This is a genomic window from Streptomyces solicavernae (assembly GCF_029968095.1).
In the GTDB taxonomy this organism is placed as follows: domain Bacteria; phylum Actinomycetota; class Actinomycetes; order Streptomycetales; family Streptomycetaceae; genus Streptomyces; species Streptomyces solicavernae.
The window spans coordinates 68,398-87,401 of sequence record NZ_JASCIR010000008.1 but is presented as its reverse complement, the minus strand read 5'-3'; the positions used below and the strand labels follow the sequence as shown (position 1 = coordinate 87,401).

Annotated in this window: 19 protein-coding genes and 1 tRNA gene; 12 read left to right on the top strand and 8 right to left on the bottom strand. The window is 73.3% G+C overall.

Going from position 1 to position 19,004, the window contains the following annotated elements:
- Positions 1 to 9: 9 nt before the first annotated feature.
- On the bottom strand, positions 10 to 453 hold the full coding sequence (locus tag QIS99_RS12345; protein WP_282513266.1) for a PIN domain-containing protein: 444 nt from the start codon (positions 451 to 453) through the stop codon (positions 10 to 12).
- Positions 450 to 704, bottom strand: coding sequence for a ribbon-helix-helix domain-containing protein (locus tag QIS99_RS12340; RefSeq protein WP_282513265.1), 255 nt, complete (start codon positions 702 to 704; stop codon positions 450 to 452). Before QIS99_RS12340 ends, QIS99_RS12345 begins: the two co-directional genes overlap by 4 nt.
- 141 nt (positions 705 to 845) lie before the next feature.
- On the opposite strand from QIS99_RS12340, the gene QIS99_RS12335 reads away from it, so the two are divergent.
- Together QIS99_RS12335 and glmS are read left to right on the top strand one after the other, a co-directional pair.
- Complete coding sequence (locus QIS99_RS12335; RefSeq protein ID WP_282513264.1) at positions 846 to 1,103, top strand: hypothetical protein; 258 nt, start codon at positions 846 to 848, stop codon at positions 1,101 to 1,103.
- Positions 1,104 to 1,157: 54 nt separating this feature from the next.
- Positions 1,158 to 2,975, top strand: coding sequence for a glutamine--fructose-6-phosphate transaminase (isomerizing) (gene glmS, locus QIS99_RS12330; protein WP_282513263.1), 1,818 nt, complete (start codon positions 1,158 to 1,160; stop codon positions 2,973 to 2,975).
- 282 nt (positions 2,976 to 3,257) lie between these two features.
- On the opposite strand, the gene QIS99_RS12325 is transcribed toward glmS, so the two are convergent.
- On the bottom strand, positions 3,258 to 3,779 hold the full coding sequence (locus tag QIS99_RS12325; protein ID WP_282513262.1) for a universal stress protein: 522 nt from the start codon (positions 3,777 to 3,779) through the stop codon (positions 3,258 to 3,260).
- A gap of 377 nt (positions 3,780 to 4,156) precedes the next feature.
- On the opposite strand from QIS99_RS12325, the gene QIS99_RS12320 reads away from it, so the two are divergent.
- From QIS99_RS12320 to QIS99_RS12305, 4 genes are all read left to right on the top strand, one after another.
- On the top strand, positions 4,157 to 4,489 hold the full coding sequence (locus QIS99_RS12320) for a hypothetical protein (protein WP_282513261.1): 333 nt from the start codon (positions 4,157 to 4,159) through the stop codon (positions 4,487 to 4,489).
- Between the two features lie 393 nt (positions 4,490 to 4,882).
- Positions 4,883 to 6,103 carry a helix-turn-helix domain-containing protein gene (locus tag QIS99_RS12315; RefSeq protein WP_282513260.1) on the top strand — a complete coding sequence of 407 codons (1,221 nt, stop codon included), beginning with the start codon at positions 4,883 to 4,885 and terminating at the stop codon, positions 6,101 to 6,103.
- 5 nt (positions 6,104 to 6,108) lie between these two features.
- A complete protein-coding gene (orn, locus tag QIS99_RS12310) occupies positions 6,109 to 6,711 on the top strand; it encodes an oligoribonuclease (protein WP_282513259.1) in 603 nt (200 codons plus the stop codon).
- A 95-nt stretch (positions 6,712 to 6,806) separates the two neighbouring features.
- Positions 6,807 to 6,879: transfer RNA gene (locus QIS99_RS12305), tRNA-His, on the top strand.
- Positions 6,880 to 6,970: 91 nt separating this feature from the next.
- On the opposite strand, the gene QIS99_RS12300 is transcribed toward QIS99_RS12305, so the two are convergent.
- On the bottom strand, positions 6,971 to 8,365 hold the full coding sequence (locus QIS99_RS12300) for a HAMP domain-containing sensor histidine kinase (RefSeq protein ID WP_282513258.1): 1,395 nt from the start codon (positions 8,363 to 8,365) through the stop codon (positions 6,971 to 6,973).
- Positions 8,362 to 9,078 carry a response regulator transcription factor gene (locus QIS99_RS12295; RefSeq protein WP_282513257.1) on the bottom strand — a complete coding sequence of 239 codons (717 nt, stop codon included), beginning with the start codon at positions 9,076 to 9,078 and terminating at the stop codon, positions 8,362 to 8,364. The genes QIS99_RS12300 and QIS99_RS12295 overlap by 4 nt, the downstream gene beginning before the upstream one ends.
- Positions 9,079 to 9,167: 89 nt before the next feature.
- Here QIS99_RS12295 and QIS99_RS12290 point away from each other — a divergent pair, with 89 nt between their 5' ends.
- Positions 9,168 to 9,746 carry a hypothetical protein gene (locus QIS99_RS12290; protein ID WP_282513256.1) on the top strand — a complete coding sequence of 193 codons (579 nt, stop codon included), beginning with the start codon at positions 9,168 to 9,170 and terminating at the stop codon, positions 9,744 to 9,746.
- Positions 9,747 to 9,768: 22 nt separating this feature from the next.
- Here QIS99_RS12290 and QIS99_RS12285 read toward each other — a convergent pair whose 3' ends face one another.
- Positions 9,769 to 10,620: a spermidine synthase gene (locus QIS99_RS12285; protein ID WP_282513255.1), complete on the bottom strand. Its 852-nt coding sequence runs from the start codon at positions 10,618 to 10,620 to the stop codon at positions 9,769 to 9,771.
- A 212-nt stretch (positions 10,621 to 10,832) separates the two neighbouring features.
- On the bottom strand, positions 10,833 to 11,264 hold the full coding sequence (locus tag QIS99_RS12280) for a hypothetical protein (RefSeq protein WP_282513254.1): 432 nt from the start codon (positions 11,262 to 11,264) through the stop codon (positions 10,833 to 10,835).
- A 222-nt stretch (positions 11,265 to 11,486) separates the two neighbouring features.
- On the opposite strand from QIS99_RS12280, the gene QIS99_RS12275 reads away from it, so the two are divergent.
- A complete protein-coding gene (locus QIS99_RS12275; RefSeq protein ID WP_282513253.1) occupies positions 11,487 to 12,974 on the top strand; it encodes a hypothetical protein in 1,488 nt (495 codons plus the stop codon).
- Between the two features lie 43 nt (positions 12,975 to 13,017).
- Here QIS99_RS12275 and QIS99_RS12270 read toward each other — a convergent pair whose 3' ends face one another.
- On the bottom strand, positions 13,018 to 13,614 hold the full coding sequence (locus QIS99_RS12270; RefSeq protein ID WP_282513252.1) for a histidine phosphatase family protein: 597 nt from the start codon (positions 13,612 to 13,614) through the stop codon (positions 13,018 to 13,020).
- Between the two features lie 387 nt (positions 13,615 to 14,001).
- On the opposite strand from QIS99_RS12270, the gene QIS99_RS12265 reads away from it, so the two are divergent.
- From QIS99_RS12265 to QIS99_RS12250, 4 genes are all read left to right on the top strand, one after another.
- Positions 14,002 to 15,087: a hypothetical protein gene (locus QIS99_RS12265; RefSeq protein WP_282513382.1), complete on the top strand. Its 1,086-nt coding sequence runs from the start codon at positions 14,002 to 14,004 to the stop codon at positions 15,085 to 15,087.
- A 217-nt stretch (positions 15,088 to 15,304) separates the two neighbouring features.
- On the top strand, positions 15,305 to 16,987 hold the full coding sequence (locus QIS99_RS12260; protein ID WP_282513251.1) for a hypothetical protein: 1,683 nt from the start codon (positions 15,305 to 15,307) through the stop codon (positions 16,985 to 16,987).
- Between the two features lie 152 nt (positions 16,988 to 17,139).
- Complete coding sequence (locus tag QIS99_RS12255; RefSeq protein ID WP_282513381.1) at positions 17,140 to 18,423, top strand: AAA domain-containing protein; 1,284 nt, start codon at positions 17,140 to 17,142, stop codon at positions 18,421 to 18,423.
- Positions 18,424 to 18,628: 205 nt separating this feature from the next.
- Positions 18,629 to 18,970 (top strand): hypothetical protein, encoded by a 342-nt coding sequence (locus QIS99_RS12250; RefSeq protein ID WP_282513250.1) that lies wholly within the window; start codon positions 18,629 to 18,631, stop codon positions 18,968 to 18,970.
- Positions 18,971 to 19,004 lie beyond the last annotated feature (34 nt).

Genomic DNA, 19,004 nt, shown 5'->3' with positions numbered 1-19,004 from the left:
GCCGGTGATTCACAGCGGCAGATCGTCGGGCAGCACCCGGAACGACTTGTGGCGGCCCAACGGGCGCACAGCACGGAAATCGCGCCGGTCGAGGGTGAGCACGGCATCGGTGTCGTAGTCGGCGGCGAGAGCCACATTCACAGCGTCCGCCAGATCCAGGTCGAGAGCGCGGTAGCGGGCGCGTACGGACTGGGCAACTCCCAGGTGGTCCTCCGTGATCTCGGGGACGGCGACGCGACCGCGACGCATCCAGAGCCGAATGTCGTCGACCGCGCTGAGCGCGGCTTCACGGCCGAGCTCACGCGTGGCCACGTGGTCGATCTCGGCGAGCAACAGAGGCGACATCACCAGCAGGCCGGCCGCCATGATCGCTTCGTTCGACGACTGGTGTTCGGGGTGCCTCGAATCGAGCGCCGCCAGAAGACCGGAGGTGTCCGCGATGACGATGATCACTCGGCGGTCCCGGTGTCGCGCCCTACGGCGTCGGCGACCGCGTCGCGCACATCACCCTTGGCAGGGGTACGGCCGGATCCCTCAAACGTCCGCGAGAAGAGCGGCTCGTCCCAGACGCGATTGGCCAGGGCAGCGAGGTGGATGCCTTGGCGGATGATCTCGGCCTCACTGATCCCCCGGCGCCGGGCCGCCTCCTTGATGATGGCGAGGTCTTCCGGGTCGGCATAGACATTGGTGCGCTTCATCGGCATGTACCAAACATAGCCCATGTACCAGAATGATGTATGTCCACGGGAAAGGGCGGTAAGGGGCGGGCCGGGAAACGACACACCCCTGCCCGAATCCGGGCAGGTTCCTTGCGAAGGAACCCCCCATCCCGCAGGATGCACCGGGTGCACGACGACCTCATCGACCACCTCACCCGCAGCACCCCGCTCCAGCGGGGCGAAGCCCTGCGCGTGGTCCAGGACGTCCTCGCCTACTTCGACGAGACGACCGAGGAGTTCGTCCGTCGCCGCCACCGCGAACTCCAGGGTCAGGGCCTGGTGAACGCGGTGATCTTCGAGCAGATCTCCACGGATCTGCGCTACCGCGCGGTCGCGCCGCCCGAGCTCTCGCTCCGGCAACTGCGCCGCATCGTCTACGGCTGATCGTCAGCTGCGCCAACTGCGTCTACTGCGTCTAGTGCTAGGAAACACACCCATATGTGCGGAATCGTCGGATACATCGGCAAGCGTGACGTGGCCCCCCTCCTGCTCGAAGGCCTGCAGCGCCTGGAGTACCGCGGCTACGACTCGGCCGGCGTCGTCGTCACCAGCCCGAAGGCCGCCGGCCTGAAGATGGTCAAGGCCAAGGGCCGTGTCCGTGACCTGGAGGCCCGCGTACCCAAGCGCTTCGCCGGCACCACCGGCATCGCCCACACCCGCTGGGCCACCCACGGCGCCCCCTCCGACGAGAACGCGCACCCGCACATGGACGCCGAGGGCAAGGTCGCCGTCGTCCACAACGGCATCATCGACAACGCCTCGGACCTGCGCGCCAAACTCACCGCCGAGGGCGTGGAGTTCCTCTCCGAGACCGACACCGAGGTCCTCACCCACCTCATCGCCCGCAACGACGCGGACACCCTGGAGGAGAAGGTCCGCCAGTCCCTCAAGCTGATCGAGGGCACGTACGGCGTCGCCGTCCTGCACGCCGACTTCCCGGACCGCATCGTCGTCGCCCGCAACGGCTCCCCGGTCGTCCTGGGCATCGGCGAGAAGGAGATGTTCGTCGCCTCGGACGTCGCCGCGCTCGTCTCCCACACCCGCCAGGTCGTCACCCTGGACGACGGTGAGATGGCCACGATCAAGGCCGACGACTTCCGTACGTACACCACCTCCGGCACCCGCACGACCGCCGAGCCCACCACCGTCGAGTGGGAGGCCGAGTCGTACGACATGGGCGGCCACGACACGTACATGCACAAGGAGATCAGCGAGCAGCCCGACGCCGTGGACCGCGTGCTGCGCGGCCGGATCGACGAGCGCTTCGCCACCGTGCGCCTCGGCGGCCTCAACCTGGACGCCCGCGAGGCCCGCACCATCCGCCGCATCAAGATCCTCGGCTGCGGCACGAGCTACCACGCGGGCCTGATCGGCGCAGGACTCATCGAGTCGCTCGCCCGCGTCCCCGCCGACGCCGAGCCCGCCTCGGAGTTCCGCTACCGCAACCCGGTCGTCGACCCCGACACCCTCTACATCGCGGTCTCCCAGTCCGGCGAGACCTACGACGTGCTCGCCGCCGTGCAGGAGCTGAAGCGCAAGGGCGCCCGCGTCCTCGGTGTGGTCAACGTGGTCGGCTCGGCGATCGCCCGCGAGGCCGACGGCGGTATGTACGTGCACGCCGGTCCCGAGGTGTGCGTGGTCTCCACCAAGTGCTTCACCAACACCGTCGTCGCGTTCGCGCTGCTCGCCCTGCACCTGGGCCGCATCCGCGACCTGTCGGTCTCCGACGGCAAGCGGATCATCGAGGGCCTGCGCAGGCTGCCCGAGCAGATCCAGCAGATCCTTCAGGCCGAGGCGGAGATCAAGAAGCTGGCCGACCAGTACGCGGACGCCAAGTCGATGATGTTCATCGGGCGTGTGCGCGGCTACCCGGTCGCCCTGGAGGCCTCCCTCAAGCTCAAGGAGATCTCGTACATCCACGCCGAGGCGTACCCCGCCTCGGAGCTGAAGCACGGGCCGCTCGCCCTGATCGAGCCCGCGCTGCCGACCGTCGCGATCGTCCCGGACGACGACCTCCTGGAGAAGAACCGCGCCGCCCTTGAGGAGATCAAGGCCCGCAGCGGCCGCATCCTCGCCGTCGCGCACCAGGAGCAGGAGAAGGCCGACCACACCGTCGTCGTCCCGAAGAACGAGCCCGAACTGGACCCGATCCTGATGGGCATCCCGCTCCAACTCCTCGCCTACCACACGGCGTTGAGCCTCGGCCGGGACATCGACAAGCCGCGCAACCTGGCCAAGTCGGTCACCGTCGAGTAGGAGTCCACGCCTTGAACGACCCCCTGTGCGCGCCACCTTGCACACAGGGGGTCGTTCTTTCGGTGGCCGGAGTCGCCCATCACCCCGGCCCGGGACGCTGCCCCGGCCGGTGGCCGTCACCCCCCGACCCGGCAGCACGCTCCGTGCCATACGCACCCTTGACATACGTACCCTTCACAAGGGCACAAAGCACCTCTACGCGTGGGTAGTTTCAGCGGGTACGTTACGAACTCACCGCCGGAAGGCGGGTATTGAGGGGCGCGCGCTACGGAATGACGATCGCTACGGAATGACGATCACGGGGCGCTGCGCCCGGCGCGCGAGCCGGCCCGCGACGGAGCCGAAGATGCGGCCCACGAGACCGTGCGTGGAGCCGACGACGATGGCGTCCGCCTCGTACTCCCGGCCCACCTCTTCGAGTTCGTGGCAGATGTCCCCGCCGCGCTCGACCAGGATCCACGGCACCTCGGACAGATACTCCGCGCAGGCCAGTTCGAGGCCGAGCACTTCGGTGCGGTGGTCCGGGACGTCGACGAAGACCGGGGGTTCGCAGCCCGCCCACACGGTGGTGGGCAGCCGGTTGGCGACGTGCACGATGATCAGGCCCGAGCCGGAGCGGCTGGCCATGCCGATGGCGTACGCGAGGGCGCGCTCACTGGACGTGGAGCCGTCGAAGCCGACCACGACGCCGTGTTTGAAGGCGGGGTCGCAGGCATGGCGCGGCTGAGGTTCCGCCCGCGGTGTCGTCGGATCGGCGACCTGCCGCTTGCGGTCTGCGGGTTCGGGGAATTCGTGACCGGCCATCGGTGTCTCGGCTGAAGGAAGTCCTCGGTGAGAGGGGCGACTTTTCATCGGGTTCATCGAGCAGGAGCGGCACACGGCCTGGAGCCGCGGCCGGGAAACATCTTCCCAACCCCATACCCCCAAGGGTACGGCGACACTCCTCTCCTGCCCAGGTCCCGAGGCGGCGTCCGCCGCGTTCCCCGGGAGCATGCACGAGCCCGCCCCGTATCGCAACGGTCGCTGCCCCGTACAGGCTTCTGCCCCGGGCCGTTACCCGCGCTTCGGCGAGATATGCCACCGCGCGCCCCCGAGACCGCCCGCCGGGCCCGCGCACCCCAGTGACCTGGGCGCTTCGCCGTGCGTTGAAGGCGTGAACCCACGTCCCAGGGAGCAGCTCCGTGCCAAGGCCGCACACCACGTCCACCCCCGACCGCCCGGCCCGCACCGCATCCGGGGACGTGGTCGGCTGGGCCGCGTTCAGCTGTGTGCTCGTACCGGTCGTGCTTGTCGTGTACGGGACCTCGCTGGGCGGGGCCGCAGGGTCCGCGCTCGGGCTCGCGGCGGTCACCGCGGTGTGCCGGATACTGCTGCGCAGGTCCGAGCGGAGTGCGGCCCAGTTTGCTCGCGGAACAGAACGCGAAGCGGTGCGGGGCCGGCGGGCCGGGCGGGGCGCGCACCCGTCGCGGCGATCGGCGGGCGGCCGGAACCGCACGCAGCGTGGGCGTGAATGAGCCGAGCGCTTTCGATTCTTTTCAGCCAAACTGGCGACGGCGCGCCGCCCGTGGTCCAGGCGCCCCCCAATCCCCTTTCCAGCAGCGCCAGATGCCCTCGAAGAGGCGTACAACCCTTACGGGGACCGGCCACAGGCCCGCTGCACCCTTCCCCGGAACGCGCCTGAGTGCGACGCTTCGTGACCGAACGCTTCACGCCACGCCGCATTGTCGACATTGAGCCTGGTGCTGAACTGGTCACGAGGACGCGACGGGACACAGTAGATTCGATCATGACCGTCTGGGCGGGGGACTCGTGCAGGACCGAGGGGCTGTGAAGTCTAGAAGCAGTGTGCAGGAGCGACAGGCCCGGCAAGTGAGGGGCGCCGCTACCACCGAGGGGGGCTTAGCACCGTGAGCCACGACTCCGCAGCCGCACCGGAGGGCGCCGTGCGCAAGCTCTCCGGGCGCCGGCGCAGAGAAATCGTCGCCGTGCTGCTGTTCAGCGGCGGACCCATCTTCGAGAGCTCCATACCGCTCTCCGTCTTCGGCATCGACCGGCAGGACGCCGGAGTGCCGCGATACCGACTTCTCGTGTGCGCGGGCGAGGACGGCCCGCTGCGCACCACAGGGGGACTCGAACTCACCGCGCCCCACGGCCTGGAGGCCATCGCGCGCGCGGGCACCGTCGTCGTGCCGGCCTGGCGCTCGATCACCTCGCCACCGCCGGAGGCAGCACTCGACGCGCTGCGCCGCGCGCACGAAGAGGGCGCGCGCATCGTCGGCCTGTGCACCGGGGCGTTCGTCCTCGCGGCCGCAGGGCTGCTCGACGGCCGCCCCGCCACCACCCACTGGATGTACGCGCCGACGCTCGCCAAGCGCTACCCGTCCGTCCACGTCGACCCGCGCGAGCTCTTCGTGGACGACGGGGACGTCCTCACCTCGGCGGGCACGGCCGCGGGCATCGACCTGTGCCTGCACATCGTCCGCACCGACCACGGCACGGAGGCCGCAGGGGCGCTCGCCCGCAGGCTCGTCGTGCCGCCGCGGCGCACCGGCGGCCAGGAGCGCTACCTCGACAGGTCTTTACCGGAGGAGATCGGCGCCGACCCGCTCGCCGAGGTCGTCGCCTGGGCCCTGGAGCACCTGCACGAGCAGTTCGACGTGGAGACGCTCGCGGCCCGCGCGTACATGAGCAGGCGGACCTTCGACCGCAGGTTCCGCTCGCTCACCGGAAGCGCCCCCCTGCAGTGGCTGATCACCCAGCGGGTGCTGCAGGCCCAGCGGCTCCTGGAGACCTCCGACTACTCCGTCGACGAGGTCGCCGGACGCTGCGGGTTCCGCTCCCCGGTGGCGCTGCGCGGCCACTTCCGCCGCCAGCTCGGCTCATCGCCCGCCGCCTACCGGGCCGCCTACCGCGCCCGCAGGCCGCAGCACGAGAGGCCGGCCGACGTGGTGGAGGGCCCGGGTCCGCTGCCCTCGCAGTCCCGGCGCGCGGCCGCGGCCAGCTCGTTCGGGCTGCCGGGCGCCACGGCCACGGCCTCGGCCTCGCTCGACACCGGAAGACACGGCTCCGATCTGTACGCCGCCGCCCGCGCGACGCTCCCCGGTCAGCGGGAACGCCCCGTAGGCTGAGACACATGAACGATCGCATGGTGTGGATCGACTGCGAGATGACCGGGCTCTCGCTGACGGACGACGCACTTATCGAGGTGGCCGCGCTGGTCACCGACTCGGAGCTGAACGTGCTCGGCGAAGGCGTGGACATCGTGATCCGCCCGCCGGACGCCGCCCTGCAGACGATGCCCGAGGTGGTGCGCACCATGCACACCGCCTCGGGCCTCCTCGACGAGCTGGCGTCCGGCACCACCCTCGCCGACGCCGAGGAGCAGGTGCTCGCGTACGTACGTGAGCACGTCAAGGAGCCGGGCAAGGCGCCGCTCTGCGGGAACTCGGTCGGCACCGACCGCGGCTTCCTGCTGCGGGACATGCCGACCCTGGAGGACTACCTGCACTACCGCATCGTGGACGTCTCCTCCATCAAGGAGCTGTCCCGGCGCTGGTACCCGCGGGCGTACTTCAACAGCCCGGAGAAGAACGGCAACCACCGGGCCCTCGCCGACATCCGCGAGTCCATCGCCGAGCTGCGGTACTACCGCGAGGCGGTCTTCGTGCCGCAGCCCGGCCCGGACTCGGACACGGCCAAGGCCATCGCCGCGAAGCACGTGCTGCGCGCCGAGTAACCGCCCCGGTCACCGGCCGAGGAAAAGGCGGGCGCGAGCACCCCTTCGGACCCTGTACACTTTTTCTCGGCCGGTCGGAAAAACGACCGGTCATGGTGGGTGTAGCTCAGTTGGTAGAGCACCTGGTTGTGGTCCAGGTGGCCGCGGGTTCAAGTCCCGTCACTCACCCTCGGGTACGAAGGCCCGACCTGCGAAAACAGGTCGGGCCTTCGTCGTGTCCCCGCCCTTGGGAACATCACGGGAATCGAGCTGAAGCCGCCTACGCCGACGCGGACGCCGCCCGTCTCCGGCGCCGGACCGTCCCCCGGTGCCCGCGCCGCCCCGCGGCCGGACGGCGGGCGTCGCGTTGCAGCCAGACGCGGATCTCCGCACCGCCGAGCACGGAGCTGCCGACGCGGACGTCGCCGCCGGTCGACTCGGCCAGCTGCCGGACGATGTCGAGGCCGAGGCCGGTCGAGCCGACGGTGCCGCCCCGGCCGCTGCCGCGGGCGAGCGCGGCCTCGGGGTCGGGGATGCCGGGGCCCGCGTCGGAGACCAGCACGATCACCGCGTCCTCGGCCCGGTGCACGTCGACCGCGAAGCCGGTGCCCTCGGGCGTGTGCCGGAAGACGTTGCCGAGCAGCGCGTCCAGGGCGGCGGTCAGGTCGGGGCGGGCCACCGGCACGTGCACGGGGGCGTCGACGCCCGCGACCCGCACCTTGCGCGCCTCGTCCTCGGCGAGCGCCGACCAGAACGCCATCCGTTCCCGGATCACCTCGGCGGCGTCGCAGCCCGCGCCGGACTTGCCGGCCGCGGGGGCGGGCTTGGCCTCGCGCGCGGTGCGGATGATCGTGTCGACCTCGGACTCCAGCTGCTCGACGGCCGCCCGCGTCTGGTCGGCGGCCGGCCCCTCGCCGAGGGAGGCCGCGTTGAGCCGGAGCACGGTCAGCGGGGTGCGCAGGCGGTGCGACAGGTCCGCGGCCAACTCCCTTTCGTTGGCGAGGAGTTGGACGACCTGGTCGGCCATGGAGTTGAAGGCGACCGCGGCCTGCTTCAGCTCGGTCGGCCCGTCCTCGGGCACGCGCGCGGTGAGCTTGCCCTCGCCGAGGTCGCGCGCGGCGCCCGCGAGCCGCTCGGCGGGCTGGATGAGCCGTACGCCGAGCCGGTCCGCGACCGCCACCGAGCCGATGATCAGCGCGATGCCGACGCCCGCGAGCACCAGCCAGGCCGTGGTGACGCCGTTGCTCAACTCGCCCTCGGGCACGAAGACCTCGACGATCGCGATATCGCCGGAGCCGAGCGCGGTGGGCTGGAGCAGGGCGGTGCCGTCGGGGGCGGCCGTGATGGACGGTCTTGCGATCTCCCGGGTGCGGTCCAGGTCGGCCTGGGCGGCCCGGCGCCGGCCGACTTCAAGGGCCGGATCGTCGCCGACGGCCGGAATGTGCACGGCCATCCGCCCGTCGGCGCCCGCCTGGGTGGAGGCGACGGCGCGGGTGAGCTGGTCGCGGTCGGTGGTGATGGAGAGGGTGGGGCCGATGGCGGCGGCCTGGCGTTCGGCGTTGGAGTAGGCCCGGTCGGCGGCCATCTCCCGGATCACCAGGCCGAGCGGCACCGCGAAGGCGACGACGACCATCGTGGTCACGGCCAGACACACCTTGACCAGGGCCCATCTCACTGCGGAGGCCCCAGCCCGGCCTGCGGGGGCTCCAGCTTGACGCCGACGCCGCGCAGCGTGTGCAGATAGCGCGGCCGCGCCGCCGTCTCCCCCAACTTCCGCCGCAGCCACGACAGATGGACGTCGATCGTCTGGTCGTCCCCGTACGACTGCTGCCAGACCTCGGCGAGGAGTTCCTTGCGGGGTACGACGACTCCGGGCCGGCCCGCGAGGAAGGTGAGCAGGTCGAACTCGCGGCGGGTGAGGTCGAGCGGGGCGCCGTCGAGTTCGGCCTGGCGGCGCAGCGGGTCGATGGCGAGCCCGCCGACCCGGAGCACCCGCGAGAGCGCGGCCTCGGCACCGCCGCTCCCGGAACCGGCGCGGCGCAGCACGGCCGCCATCCGGGCGGAGAGGTGCTCGACGGAGAACGGCTTGGTGAGGTAGTCGTCGGCGCCGTCGTTGAGGAGCCGGACGATCTCGGTCTCGTCGTCCCGGGCGGTGGCGATGATCACGGGTACGTCGGTGATGCCGCGGAGCATCTTCAGCGCCTCGGAGCCGTCGAGATCGGGCAGACCGAGGTCGAGGATCACCACGTCAAAGCGGATATGGGCGACCTCGCGCAGCGCCTCAAGGGCCGTGCCGACGCTCCGTACGGTGTGGGAGGCATCGGTCAGGTGCCGGATGAGGGCGGAGCGCACGAACTGGTCGTCCTCGACGACGAGCACACTTGCCATGGGCGGCACCGTACGCCATACGGGGGACGGCGGTCACGGGACGAAGGGCCCGGGACAGGGCCGCGGCGCATGGGGCAGGATGGCCCGCGATGCGGCAACGAGGACTCGTACACGGCCTGGCGTGGACGCTCGCCACTGGGGCGGCGGTCACGCTGTCCTGGTGGGGTGTGCACACGGTGATGTCGGGCACGGCGTACGACCGGCCGCGGGCGGTGCCTCTTGCGGGCGGCTCGGACGGCTCCCCGGCACAGGGCGCGAGTCCGCGGGCCTCGTCCACGCACCGGCCGCGTGCGACGCCGGAACCGGAACCGGAGCGGAGCGGGTCCGGCGGGTCGGGCGAGTCCGGCGGGTCCAGCGGGTCCTCGTCCTCGGGCGGCGGCTCCAGTTCCCCGGACCGGCCGTCGGCGCCTGCGAACAGCCCGGACCCCGGCGAGGGGGCTCCTTCGGGGGACGTGAAGAGCTATACGGTCGCGGGCGGCCGGGTCGTGTTCGAGATGGGCCGGTCCTCCGCCGAACTGGTCTCGGCGACACCGGACTCGGGCTGGCAGATGCAGGTGTGGAAGCAGGAGCGGTGGATCCGCGTCACGTTCACGCAAGGCGGGCGTGAGGTGTCGGTGTTCTGCACGTGGCACGATCACGCGCCGCGGGTGCAGGTGGACGAGCGCTGAGCCGTGCCCCGTCACCGACCCGCTACCGGAACACCCCCGGCGGCGGAGCCGGGGACGCCGACGCCGTGGCATCCGTCACCGCGGCCGCCCCACCCGTGAAGCCGACCAGCGCCGCCCCGTGCAACACCCGCCCCGGATGCGGATCCCCCGCGATCCTCCGGGTCAGCTCGGCGAGGGGCAGCGGCCCGTCCGAGGCGAGCAGCACCGCGTTCCCGAACCGCTTCCCGCGCAGCACAGCCGGATCGGCGGCGAGCGCCATCTCGGGGAAGAGCCCGGCCGCGGTGGCGATCTGGCGGCGCAGATGCGCGAGCGGCGGCCCGTCGGCCAGGTTCGCGGCGTAGTGCCCGCCGGGCGCGAGGACCCGGCGTACGTCCGTGAGGAACTCGGCGCTCGTCAGGTGCGCGGGCGTGCGCGCGGCGCTGAAGACGTCGGCGACGACCAGGTCGGCCCAGCCGTCGGGAATCCTCGCGAGCCCCGCGCGGGCGTCCACGGACCGCACCCGCACCCGCGCCTGCGGGTCCAACGGCAGCTCGCGGCGGACCAGTTGGACGAGGGCGGCGTCCCGCTCGACGACCTGCTGGGTGGAGCGCGGCCGGGTCGCCGCGACGTACCGGGCGAGGGTGAAGGCACCGCCGCCGAGGTGCACGGCACGCACGGGCCTGCCGGCGGGGGCGCTCAGGTCGACGATGTGGCCGAGCCTGCGCTGGTACGCGAAGTCGAGGTGGGCGGGGTCGTCGAGGTCCACGTGGGACTGCGGGGCGCCGTCGACGAGCAGCGTCCACGCGCGCGTGCGGTCCGGGTCCGGGATGAGCTCGGCCAGTCCGCCGTCCACTTCTTCGACGACGGCTTCCGCGTCGCGCTTCCTTCTGGCCATCAGCCCATTATCGACGCCCGCGCGGGTTCCGGCCCGCCGCCCCCTGCACGCGGGGCCGGGTGCGCGGGCGGGTACGCGGGGCCGGGTAGGCGGGGCCGGGTGCGCGGGCGGGTACGCGGGGCCGGGTAGGCGGGGCCGGGTGCGCGGGCGGGTACGCGGGGCCGGGTAGGCGGGGCCGGGTGCGCGGGCGGGTGCGCGGGGCCGGGTGCCCCTCAACGGCAGCTGTCGGCCGCCTCGATGAGCCGTGCCGCCTCGCCGAGCGCGGCCCGCAGCATCGTCGGGTCGGTGACCGGACCGCCGTCGCCGGGCGCGAGGAGCCAGCCCGCCCCCGCGACCGGCGGCGCGGGGTCGAACCGCCCGAAGGTCTGCGTACAGGCGCTGCCCGGCAGGTCCCAGGCGGCGGCGGTGCCGGGCGGGACGAGGAAGCCGAGGGTGTCGCAGCTGCGGTCGTGCAGGACCGGGCCGACGGCGGGCGCGGCACCCCGCCGCAGAATGTCGACGGCCTCCAGGCCCTGCCGGGCGGGGACGGTCACCAGGTCGCACTCCGAGCCGAGCGGCGGCCCGTACCCCTGCGACGGCCCGTACACCTCCACCAGGGAAACCTCCTCGTCCGCGAAGGCGCGGATGCAGCCCCTTCTCCGCATGGTTCAACGCGGCCCGCTGTCAACGGCTACGGCGCAACTCCGCCTCATCGGATGGCAGTTCATGGCAGATCCGGCGTGAGATTTCCGGTTTGTAGCCAAACACAGCGTATCGGTCCTGTCACAGCCGGTACTTTCGTGCCCCGTCGGAGTCGGCCGATGAGCCCCCCACAGGGGCGGCATCGGCGCGCGCTCCGGCATGAACCGCACGAGAGGGTTTGGCCAATGGCGTCGTCACCGATGACATCGTCAGCGGGGTCTCCCCGGCCGAATCTCGCCTTCCGGCGGCTGCGCGGGCAGCTGTCGCCGGGCGAGTTCGCGGCCGCGGTGCGCCGGGCCGGCCTGGAGATCGGTGAGCGGGTCGCGTGCGACGCGCGCTACATCGGCCGGGTCGAGGCAGGCGAGATCCGCTGCCCCAACTACGCGTACGAGCGGGTGTTCCTGCACCTGTTCCCGGGCCGGACGCTGGCCGACCTGGGGTTCGCGCCGCGCGAGTCGGTACGGGGCCGGTCCGCGCGCGTCAGGACCGGCACGGGCGCCGGACACCCCGCGGGCCCGTACCCGTACGACCCCGCGGGCCCGTACCCGTACGACCCCGCGGACCCGTACCCGTACGGCCTTGCGGACCGGTACCCGCCGGACCCGTACCCGCACGACCGGCTGAACGCAGAGCATCCGAGCACCGAGGAGAGCGACGTGCTGCGTCGCGCATTCATGACCGGGAGCACGGCCACCGTGGCCGCCGCCTCCCTGGGGCTCACGGGCCCCCTCAAGTCCGAGGCCGCCGCCGCGCCCCGCCGGGTCGGCCAGACCGAGGCCGACGCGGTGGAGGAGGCCGTACGCCGCATCCGGCTGCTCGACGACCGGCACGGCGCCGACGGCCTGTACCGGCGGGCGGCGGCGCCGCTGCGCAACGCGTTCGCGCTGCTCGACGCGGGGACCGCACGCCGGTCCACGTCGGAGCGGCTGCACGCGGGGGCGGGTGAACTGGCCATCTCCGTGGGCTGGTTGGCGCACGACTCGGGCCGCTTCGACGACGCCCGCTCGCACTACGCGGAAGCGCTCGCGACGGCCCGGATGGCGGGCGACGCGGCCCTGGAGGCGCACGCCTTCTGCAACATGTCGTTCCTCGCGCGGGACGCGGGCCGCCCGCGCGAGGCGGTGCGGGCGGCGCAGGCGGCGCAGCGCTCCGCGCGTGAGCGGGGTTCGACGCGGCTGCTGTCCCTGCTCGCGCTGCGCGAGGCCGGGGCGTACGCGCTGCTCGGCGACCGCGCGGGGTGCGAGCAGGCGCTGCTGCGGGCGCAGGCGCTGTTCGGCCGCGGCGATCCGGACGGCGACCCCGAGTGGATGAGCTTCTACCACGAGGCCGAGCTGGAGGGCCTGGAGGCGCAGTGCTGGTCGGCGCTCGGCCAGTGGGCCCGCGCCGCCCGGCACGCCCAGCGCGCCGCCCACGTCGCCGCGACGCAGACCCCGCACTTCACGCGCAACATCGCGCTGTACACGGCGGAGGCGGCGGACGACCTGGCGCGCGCGGGGCGACCGGACGAGGCGGCGGAGGCGGGCAGCCGCGTGCTCGACCTTCTGGACGAGGTCCAGTCCTCCCGGATCCAGTCGATACTGGCCACCACCGCGCGCGTGCTGCTCCCGCACCGCCGCAATCCCACGGTCGCGACCTTCCTGGACCGCCACGCGCATGTGCCGCGACAGGCGTGATCGCCCCTTCCCGAATCTTCCCGAATCTTCCCGAATATGCGAGCTAGCCCTCCAGGTGCCCCGTCTCGTTCCACGCCTCGATCGCCGGCTCCCCGTACGCCCACCCCAGAACCGACAGGGACGTCGGGTTGAGGCGGATACGGGCGCCGAAGCCGATGGGGAGGCCCAGCCAGCGGGCGCCGATGGTGCGCAGGATGTGACCGTGCGCGAAGACGAGCACGTCGCGGTCGGCGGACCGGGCCCAGTCCACGACCTCGTCGGCGCGCGCCGACACCTCGGCGAGGCTCTCCCCCACCGGGACGCCGTCGCGCCAGAGCAGCCAGCCGGGCCGGACCGCGTGGATCTCGGCGGGGGTCATGCCCTCGTACGCGCCGTAGTCGAACTCCATGAGCGTGTCCCACTCCCGCGCGCGGTCGCCGAAGCCCGCGATGTCGCAGGTCTCGCGCGCGCGGACGAGCGGGCTCGTGCGCACCTCGACGTCGGGCAGGCCGTTCCAGGGCGCGCGGTGCAGCCGCTCGCCGAGCAGCTTGGCGCCGCGCCTGCCCTCGTCGAGCAACGGGATGTCCGTCCTGCCGGTGTGCTTCCCGGTCAGCGACCACTCGGTCTGCCCGTGGCGGGCCAGCAGGATGCGCGGGGCCATGAGGGGTTCTCCAAGGTTCGGCGTACGGACACGGGCGGGGACGTTTCCTGACAGGTCGCCCGGCCCCGTCCATCATCGCGCACCTGCGCCGCCCACCTCGAACGGACCCGCGAACAGGCCCGCGAACAGGCCCGTGAACAGGCCCGCGACCGTCCGCAAGCCCCGGCAGCCCCGCCTCCGCCCAGCGCATCCTCCCGGCCTCCGTACGGCCCCCGTACGGCCTTCGCCCGGCCCCCGTACGGCCTCCGTCCCGCATACGGCCCCCCGTTGTCAGTCCCGGGTGCGAGACTTCGGCAGGTGAGCGAATTCCCCAACAGCGCGGTACCGGAGGCAGCGGTACCGCCGACGGACAAGGCGGCGCAGGAGGCCCGGACGGCCCGGCCTGCGCTGCGGCAGCGGCTCGCCGAGCTGCGCGGCCCGGCGGTCCCCGCCAAGGCCCTGGACGCGCGCGCCCTGGCCGCCCTCGCCGCCAACCCCGGCTGCCGCCGCCGCGCCCTGCTCGACGGCGCGGGGGTGGACAAGGCGGCGCTCGCCCAGGCGCTCGGCTCGCCCTCCGGCTTCGGCCAGTCCCAGTTCGCGCTCGTGCGGGGCAACGCCTTCGAGGCGAAGGTGAAGGCCGACGGCGGCGCGGAGCTGCTCCGCCTGGTCCGGGCCCACCTGGGCGGCGGCGATGAGGCGGCCGAGGCGCACACCCCGGACCTCACCGCGGCCGGGCCCGCGGGCCGTTCCGCCCGCACGGCCCTCGCCCTGCGCGAGGCGTCCGCCACGCGCGCGTGGACGCTGCTCGACCACCCCATGCTGGCGCTTGACGTCGCCGGCTCGCCCGCGTTCCTGGAGCCGGACGCGGTGGTGGTGCATCCCGACGGCCGCTGGACGGTCGTGGAGATCAAGTCCTTCCCGATGATCGACGGTTCGACGGACCCCGGAAAGGCAGGCTCCGCCGCCCGCCAGGCCGCGGTGTACGCGCTGGCGCTTGAGCAGGTCGCCGCCCGCCTCGACCCGGCTCCCCGGGTCGGCCACCAGGTCCTGCTCGTCTGCCCGAAGGACTTCTCCAACCAGCCGACCGCCGCCGCCGTGGACGTCCGCAAGCAACTCTCCGTGACCCGCCGCCAGTTGGGCCGCCTGACCCGGATCGAGGACATCGCGGCGGCCCTGCCCGAGGGCACGACGTTCGACGTGGAACGCCCCCCGGACGAGCTCGGCCGCGCGGTCGAGTCGGTGCCCGCGGCGTACGCGCCGGAGTGCCTGGCCGCCTGCGAGCTGGCCTTCCACTGCCGGGACCGCTCCCGCGGCGAGGGCGAGGTGACCACGCTCGGCCGTTCGGTGCGCGGCGAGCTCGGCGCGCTCACCACGGTCGGGCAGGTCCTCGCGGCCGCGCGCGGCGAGGCGGGAGACGCGGACGACCCGGCGGTCGCGGCCCTCCGCAGGGCGGCGGCGCTGCGCAGCCAGGCACTGAAGGGAGTCACGTGCTGACCACACCCCGCGCACGTACGGAGCCGACCGCGCCCCGCGCACGTACGGAACCGACCGCGCCCCGCGCACGTACGGAACCGACCGCGCCCCGCGCACGTACGGAACCGACCGCGCCCCGCGCACGTACGGAACCGACCGCGCCCCCCGCCCACGCACGCACGACCCGCACCCACGCACGCACGCCCCGCGCCCACGCACGTACGGAAGGGCGAGCCGCATGTCGCTGATCCACACCCTGGCGCGGATGGAGGCCGTCGAGTCTGGCCGGGCGCAGCCGCTCGCCACCGTCCGGCACCGCCATCTGGCCGCCCGCCCCCTGGTGTTCGTGCCGCTCACCACCGCGGGCGAGGCGGGCGCGCCCCTCGGCGCCCTGGTCGGCGCGGACCGGGACCGGCCCCGGCTGCTCGTCGTGCCGCAGCCCCGCGACCGCGACCTGCGCTTCGCGTTCCTGGCCGACCTCGCCGAGGAACTCCTGCCGTACGTCGACTCGTTCGCGGACGACACCGAGCCCGCCGAGCGCACCGAGACGGACCCGGAGACCGGCAAGCGGGTCAAGGTCGAGACCGAACTGTGCGCGGACGCCCCGCAGTTGATCGTGCCGAGCCGCGCGGGCATCGAGTTCGTACGGCTCCTCGGGCGCTCCATGAGGTTCCGGCGCACGGCCGAGCAGGACCCGGACGCCCCGTATCCGGCGCCCCCGCGCGTGCCGCTGCTCGGCCGCTGGCTGACGCACTTCGCGGAGCGGGCCCGGGTGCCGGGCTCGGCGCTGGTCGCCGCGATGACGGAGCTGCTCTCCCGGCACTGGGCGACGGGCCAGTCGAGCCTGGAGGACCAGCACCTCGGCGCGCTGCTCGCCTGGATCGACCCGCCCGGCGAAGGCTCGGGCGACGGTTCGGGCACGGTCTCGGGCGACGGTTCCGGCGAAGGCGAAAGCGAAGGCGAAGGCGAAAGCGAAGGCGAAAGCAAAGCCGAAGGCTTGGGCGCGGCGGCCGCGCTGCGCGCCGAGACCGCGCGGGACGCCGCCGGCCAGCTGCTCTGCCCGCCCGCGGGCCCGGCCACCGACCCGGCGTTCGACAACAAGCTGCTCGCCCCGGCCATGGAGCGGTACGACCGGGCGCGTACGGCCGTCGCGGCCGCCGAGGACGGCCCCGCCGCCGACCGCCACCTGGCCGAACTCGCCGCCGCCGAGCGGGAGATCGCCGCCCTGGTGGAGAGCCGTACGCGCCCCACCTGGGACGCCGTGTGGCGCGGCCTCGACCTGCTCGCCGCCCTGCCCGAGGGCGAGCGCGCCGCCGAGCGCTGGACCAGGGACCGCTGGTCGTACACCGGCCACCGCGACCGCGTCCTCGCCGGGGAGCCGCCGCAGCCCCGCGTGGACGACGCGGTCACGGCGGCCAACAAGCTGGCCACGCGCGAGACCGCCCAGGCCCGCCTCGAAGCCCAGGAGGCGCTCGACGACCCGCTGGTGATGGCCGGGCGGCGGCTGTCCGGCGAGGCCTTCGGCGGCGAGGTCACCGAGATCGTGATGGCGTACACCGACAGCGCGCGCCCGAGCCCCCGCCCTCTGGTCACGCTGCGCACGGACGACGCCCCGCACCTCGCCGAGCGCGCGAAGGTCCACCGCTCCCTCGCGGGCAAACCGCAGAGCGCCCAGTTCGTGGGGTACGACGAGGAGGGCGGTGTGGTCCTGCGGATCCTGGACAAGATGGGCCGCGGCAAGGAGCCCGAGGAGGGTTCCGTGCCGGTGAAGGGCGACCGGATCGTCTGGACGCTCTTCGAGCACGCACCGCGCGGCGGCCCCTCGCTCCCCGAACCCGACGACACCCCCTGGACCCATGGCGGCCCGCCGGGCGAGGGCGCGGAGGCCCCCGATCCGGTGACCCCGGAGGACGTGCTGTGATCCCCGACCCCACGCGTACGCACCGGGCGGACGCCTCCTTCGACCCATCCGTCTTCGGCCCATCCACCTTCGACCGATCCACCTTCGACCGATCCCCCTTCGACCGATCCGCCTTCGACCCGTCCGCCGAGGCCGCCCGCGCCACCGCGGCGATCCTCCACGACACGCTGCACGGCGGGGCCCGCGGCGTCGTCGTGGACTCGCCCCCGGGCGCGGGCAAGTCGACGCTGGTGGTGAACGCCGCGCTCGAACTGGCCGCCGCGGGCCGCCCGTTGATGGTGGTCGCGCAGACCAACGCCCAGGTGGACGACCTGGTCCTGCGGCTCGCCGAGAAGCAGCCGGACCTCCCGGTCGGCCGCCTGCACAGCAGCGACGCCGACCCGTACGACAAGGCGCTCGACGAGTTGGAGCACGTACGCAAGTCGGCCAAGGCGGCCGACCTGGCAGGCCTTGACGTGGTGATCTCCACGGCCGCGAAGTGGGCGCACGTCAAGAACGTCGAGCCGTGGCGGCACGCCATCGTGGACGAGGCGTACCAGATGCGGTCGGACGCGCTGCTCGCCGTGGCCGGGCTCTTCGAGCGGGCGCTGTTCGTGGGTGACCCGGGCCAGCTCGACCCGTTCGCGATCGTCGGCAGCGAGCAGTGGGCGGGGCTTTCGTACGACCCGTCGGCGAGCGCCGTGTCCACGCTGCTCGCGCACAACCCGAGCCTGCCGCAGCACCGCCTGCCGGTGTCCTGGCGGCTGCCCGCCTCGGCCGCGCCGCTGGTCAGCGACGCGTTCTATCCGTACACCCGGTTCCGCTCGGGCACGGACCACGGGGACCGGAGCCTGTCGTTCGGGGTCCCGTCGGACGGCAGCGGTCCCGACCGCGTCCTCGACGAGGCGGCGGCCTCCGGCTGGGGCCTGCTCGAACTGCCCGCGCGGCACACTCCGCGTACGGACCCGGAGGCGGTACGTGCGGTCGCCGAGGTCGTCCGCCGCCTCCTGGACCGGGGCGGCGCCACGGTCAGCGAGCGCTCCCCCGACCCGGCGCCGCTCACCGCCGACCGCATCGCCGTCGGCACCGCGCACCGCGACCAGGCGGCGGCGGTCCGCGCGGCCCTCGCCGAGCCGGCGGTCACGGGCGTCACGGTGGACACCGCCAACCGCCTCCAGGGCCGGGAGTACGACGTGACGGTCGTCCTGCACCCGCTCTCCGGCCGCCCCGACGCCACGGCGTTCCACCTGGAGACGGGCCGCCTGTGCGTGCTCGCGTCCCGGCACCGGCAGGCCTGCATCGTGGTGTGCCGCGCGGGCGTAGCCGAGCTGCTTGACGAGCACCCGTCGACGGAGCCGGTGCAGCTGGGCGTCACCGTGAAGTTCCCGGACGGCTGGGAGGCGAACCACGCGGTCCTCTCCCACCTGGCGGAGCACCGGGTGCCGTACCGGCCGTAGGCCCGCCCGGTGAGGCGGTCTTGCGGGCGGCTGGACAATGGAAGACGGCCCGGTGAAAGCGCCAGGACCGAACCACACGCGCCGGGGCGAGCGCACCGACGCACAGGCACAGCGCACCGACACACACGCACCGACGCACAGGCACGAAGCAAACGCACCGAAGCACAAGCACCGAAGCACAAGCACGTACGCACAGGAGGCAGGCATGGCGGAGCCCGAGCGGGCACAGGCGCGGCTGCGACCCGCACCGCTGCTGTTCGAGCCGATGGAGGCCACCGCCGACCCGGAGCACTTCTTCGACCTGGAGTCGATGGAGGACCCCCGCGAACTGCTCGCGCGGGCGACGGAGCTGACGCTCGCGTTCCGCACGGCCACCGACCGCTCGATGGAGTTCCAGGCGATCGCGGCGGCCCAGCTCGCCGACCCCGGCCGCTTCGACCGGCTGACGACGGCGGCGATCGCGGAGCGCGCGGACTGGACCGAGGACTACGCGAAGAAGATGGTCGAGTTCGGCCGGGAGCTGCTGCGTTCCGGAGGCCACCAGTGAGCCTCTGAGCCCGGCAGCCGGGGCGCAGGGCCGG

Bases quoted from the DNA above. Each gene is read 5' to 3' on its own strand.
- QIS99_RS12340 (WP_282513265.1), bottom strand. From the start codon at position 704: ATGCCGATGAAGCGCACCAATGTCTATGCCGACCCGGAAGACCTCGCC.
- glmS (WP_282513263.1), top strand. From the start codon at position 1,158: ATGTGCGGAATCGTCGGATACATCGGCAAGCGTGACGTGGCCCCCCTC.
- QIS99_RS12325 (WP_282513262.1), bottom strand. From the start codon at position 3,779: ATGGCCGGTCACGAATTCCCCGAACCCGCAGACCGCAAGCGGCAGGTC.
- orn (WP_282513259.1), top strand. From the start codon at position 6,109: ATGAACGATCGCATGGTGTGGATCGACTGCGAGATGACCGGGCTCTCG.
- QIS99_RS12295 (WP_282513257.1), bottom strand. From the start codon at position 9,078: ATGGCAAGTGTGCTCGTCGTCGAGGACGACCAGTTCGTGCGCTCCGCC.
- QIS99_RS12290 (WP_282513256.1), top strand. From the start codon at position 9,168: ATGCGGCAACGAGGACTCGTACACGGCCTGGCGTGGACGCTCGCCACT.
- QIS99_RS12285 (WP_282513255.1), bottom strand. From the start codon at position 10,620: ATGGCCAGAAGGAAGCGCGACGCGGAAGCCGTCGTCGAAGAAGTGGAC.
- QIS99_RS12280 (WP_282513254.1), bottom strand. From the start codon at position 11,264: ATGCGGAGAAGGGGCTGCATCCGCGCCTTCGCGGACGAGGAGGTTTCC.
- QIS99_RS12275 (WP_282513253.1), top strand. From the start codon at position 11,487: ATGGCGTCGTCACCGATGACATCGTCAGCGGGGTCTCCCCGGCCGAAT.
- QIS99_RS12270 (WP_282513252.1), bottom strand. From the start codon at position 13,614: ATGGCCCCGCGCATCCTGCTGGCCCGCCACGGGCAGACCGAGTGGTCG.
- QIS99_RS12260 (WP_282513251.1), top strand. From the start codon at position 15,305: ATGTCGCTGATCCACACCCTGGCGCGGATGGAGGCCGTCGAGTCTGGC.
- QIS99_RS12250 (WP_282513250.1), top strand. From the start codon at position 18,629: ATGGCGGAGCCCGAGCGGGCACAGGCGCGGCTGCGACCCGCACCGCTG.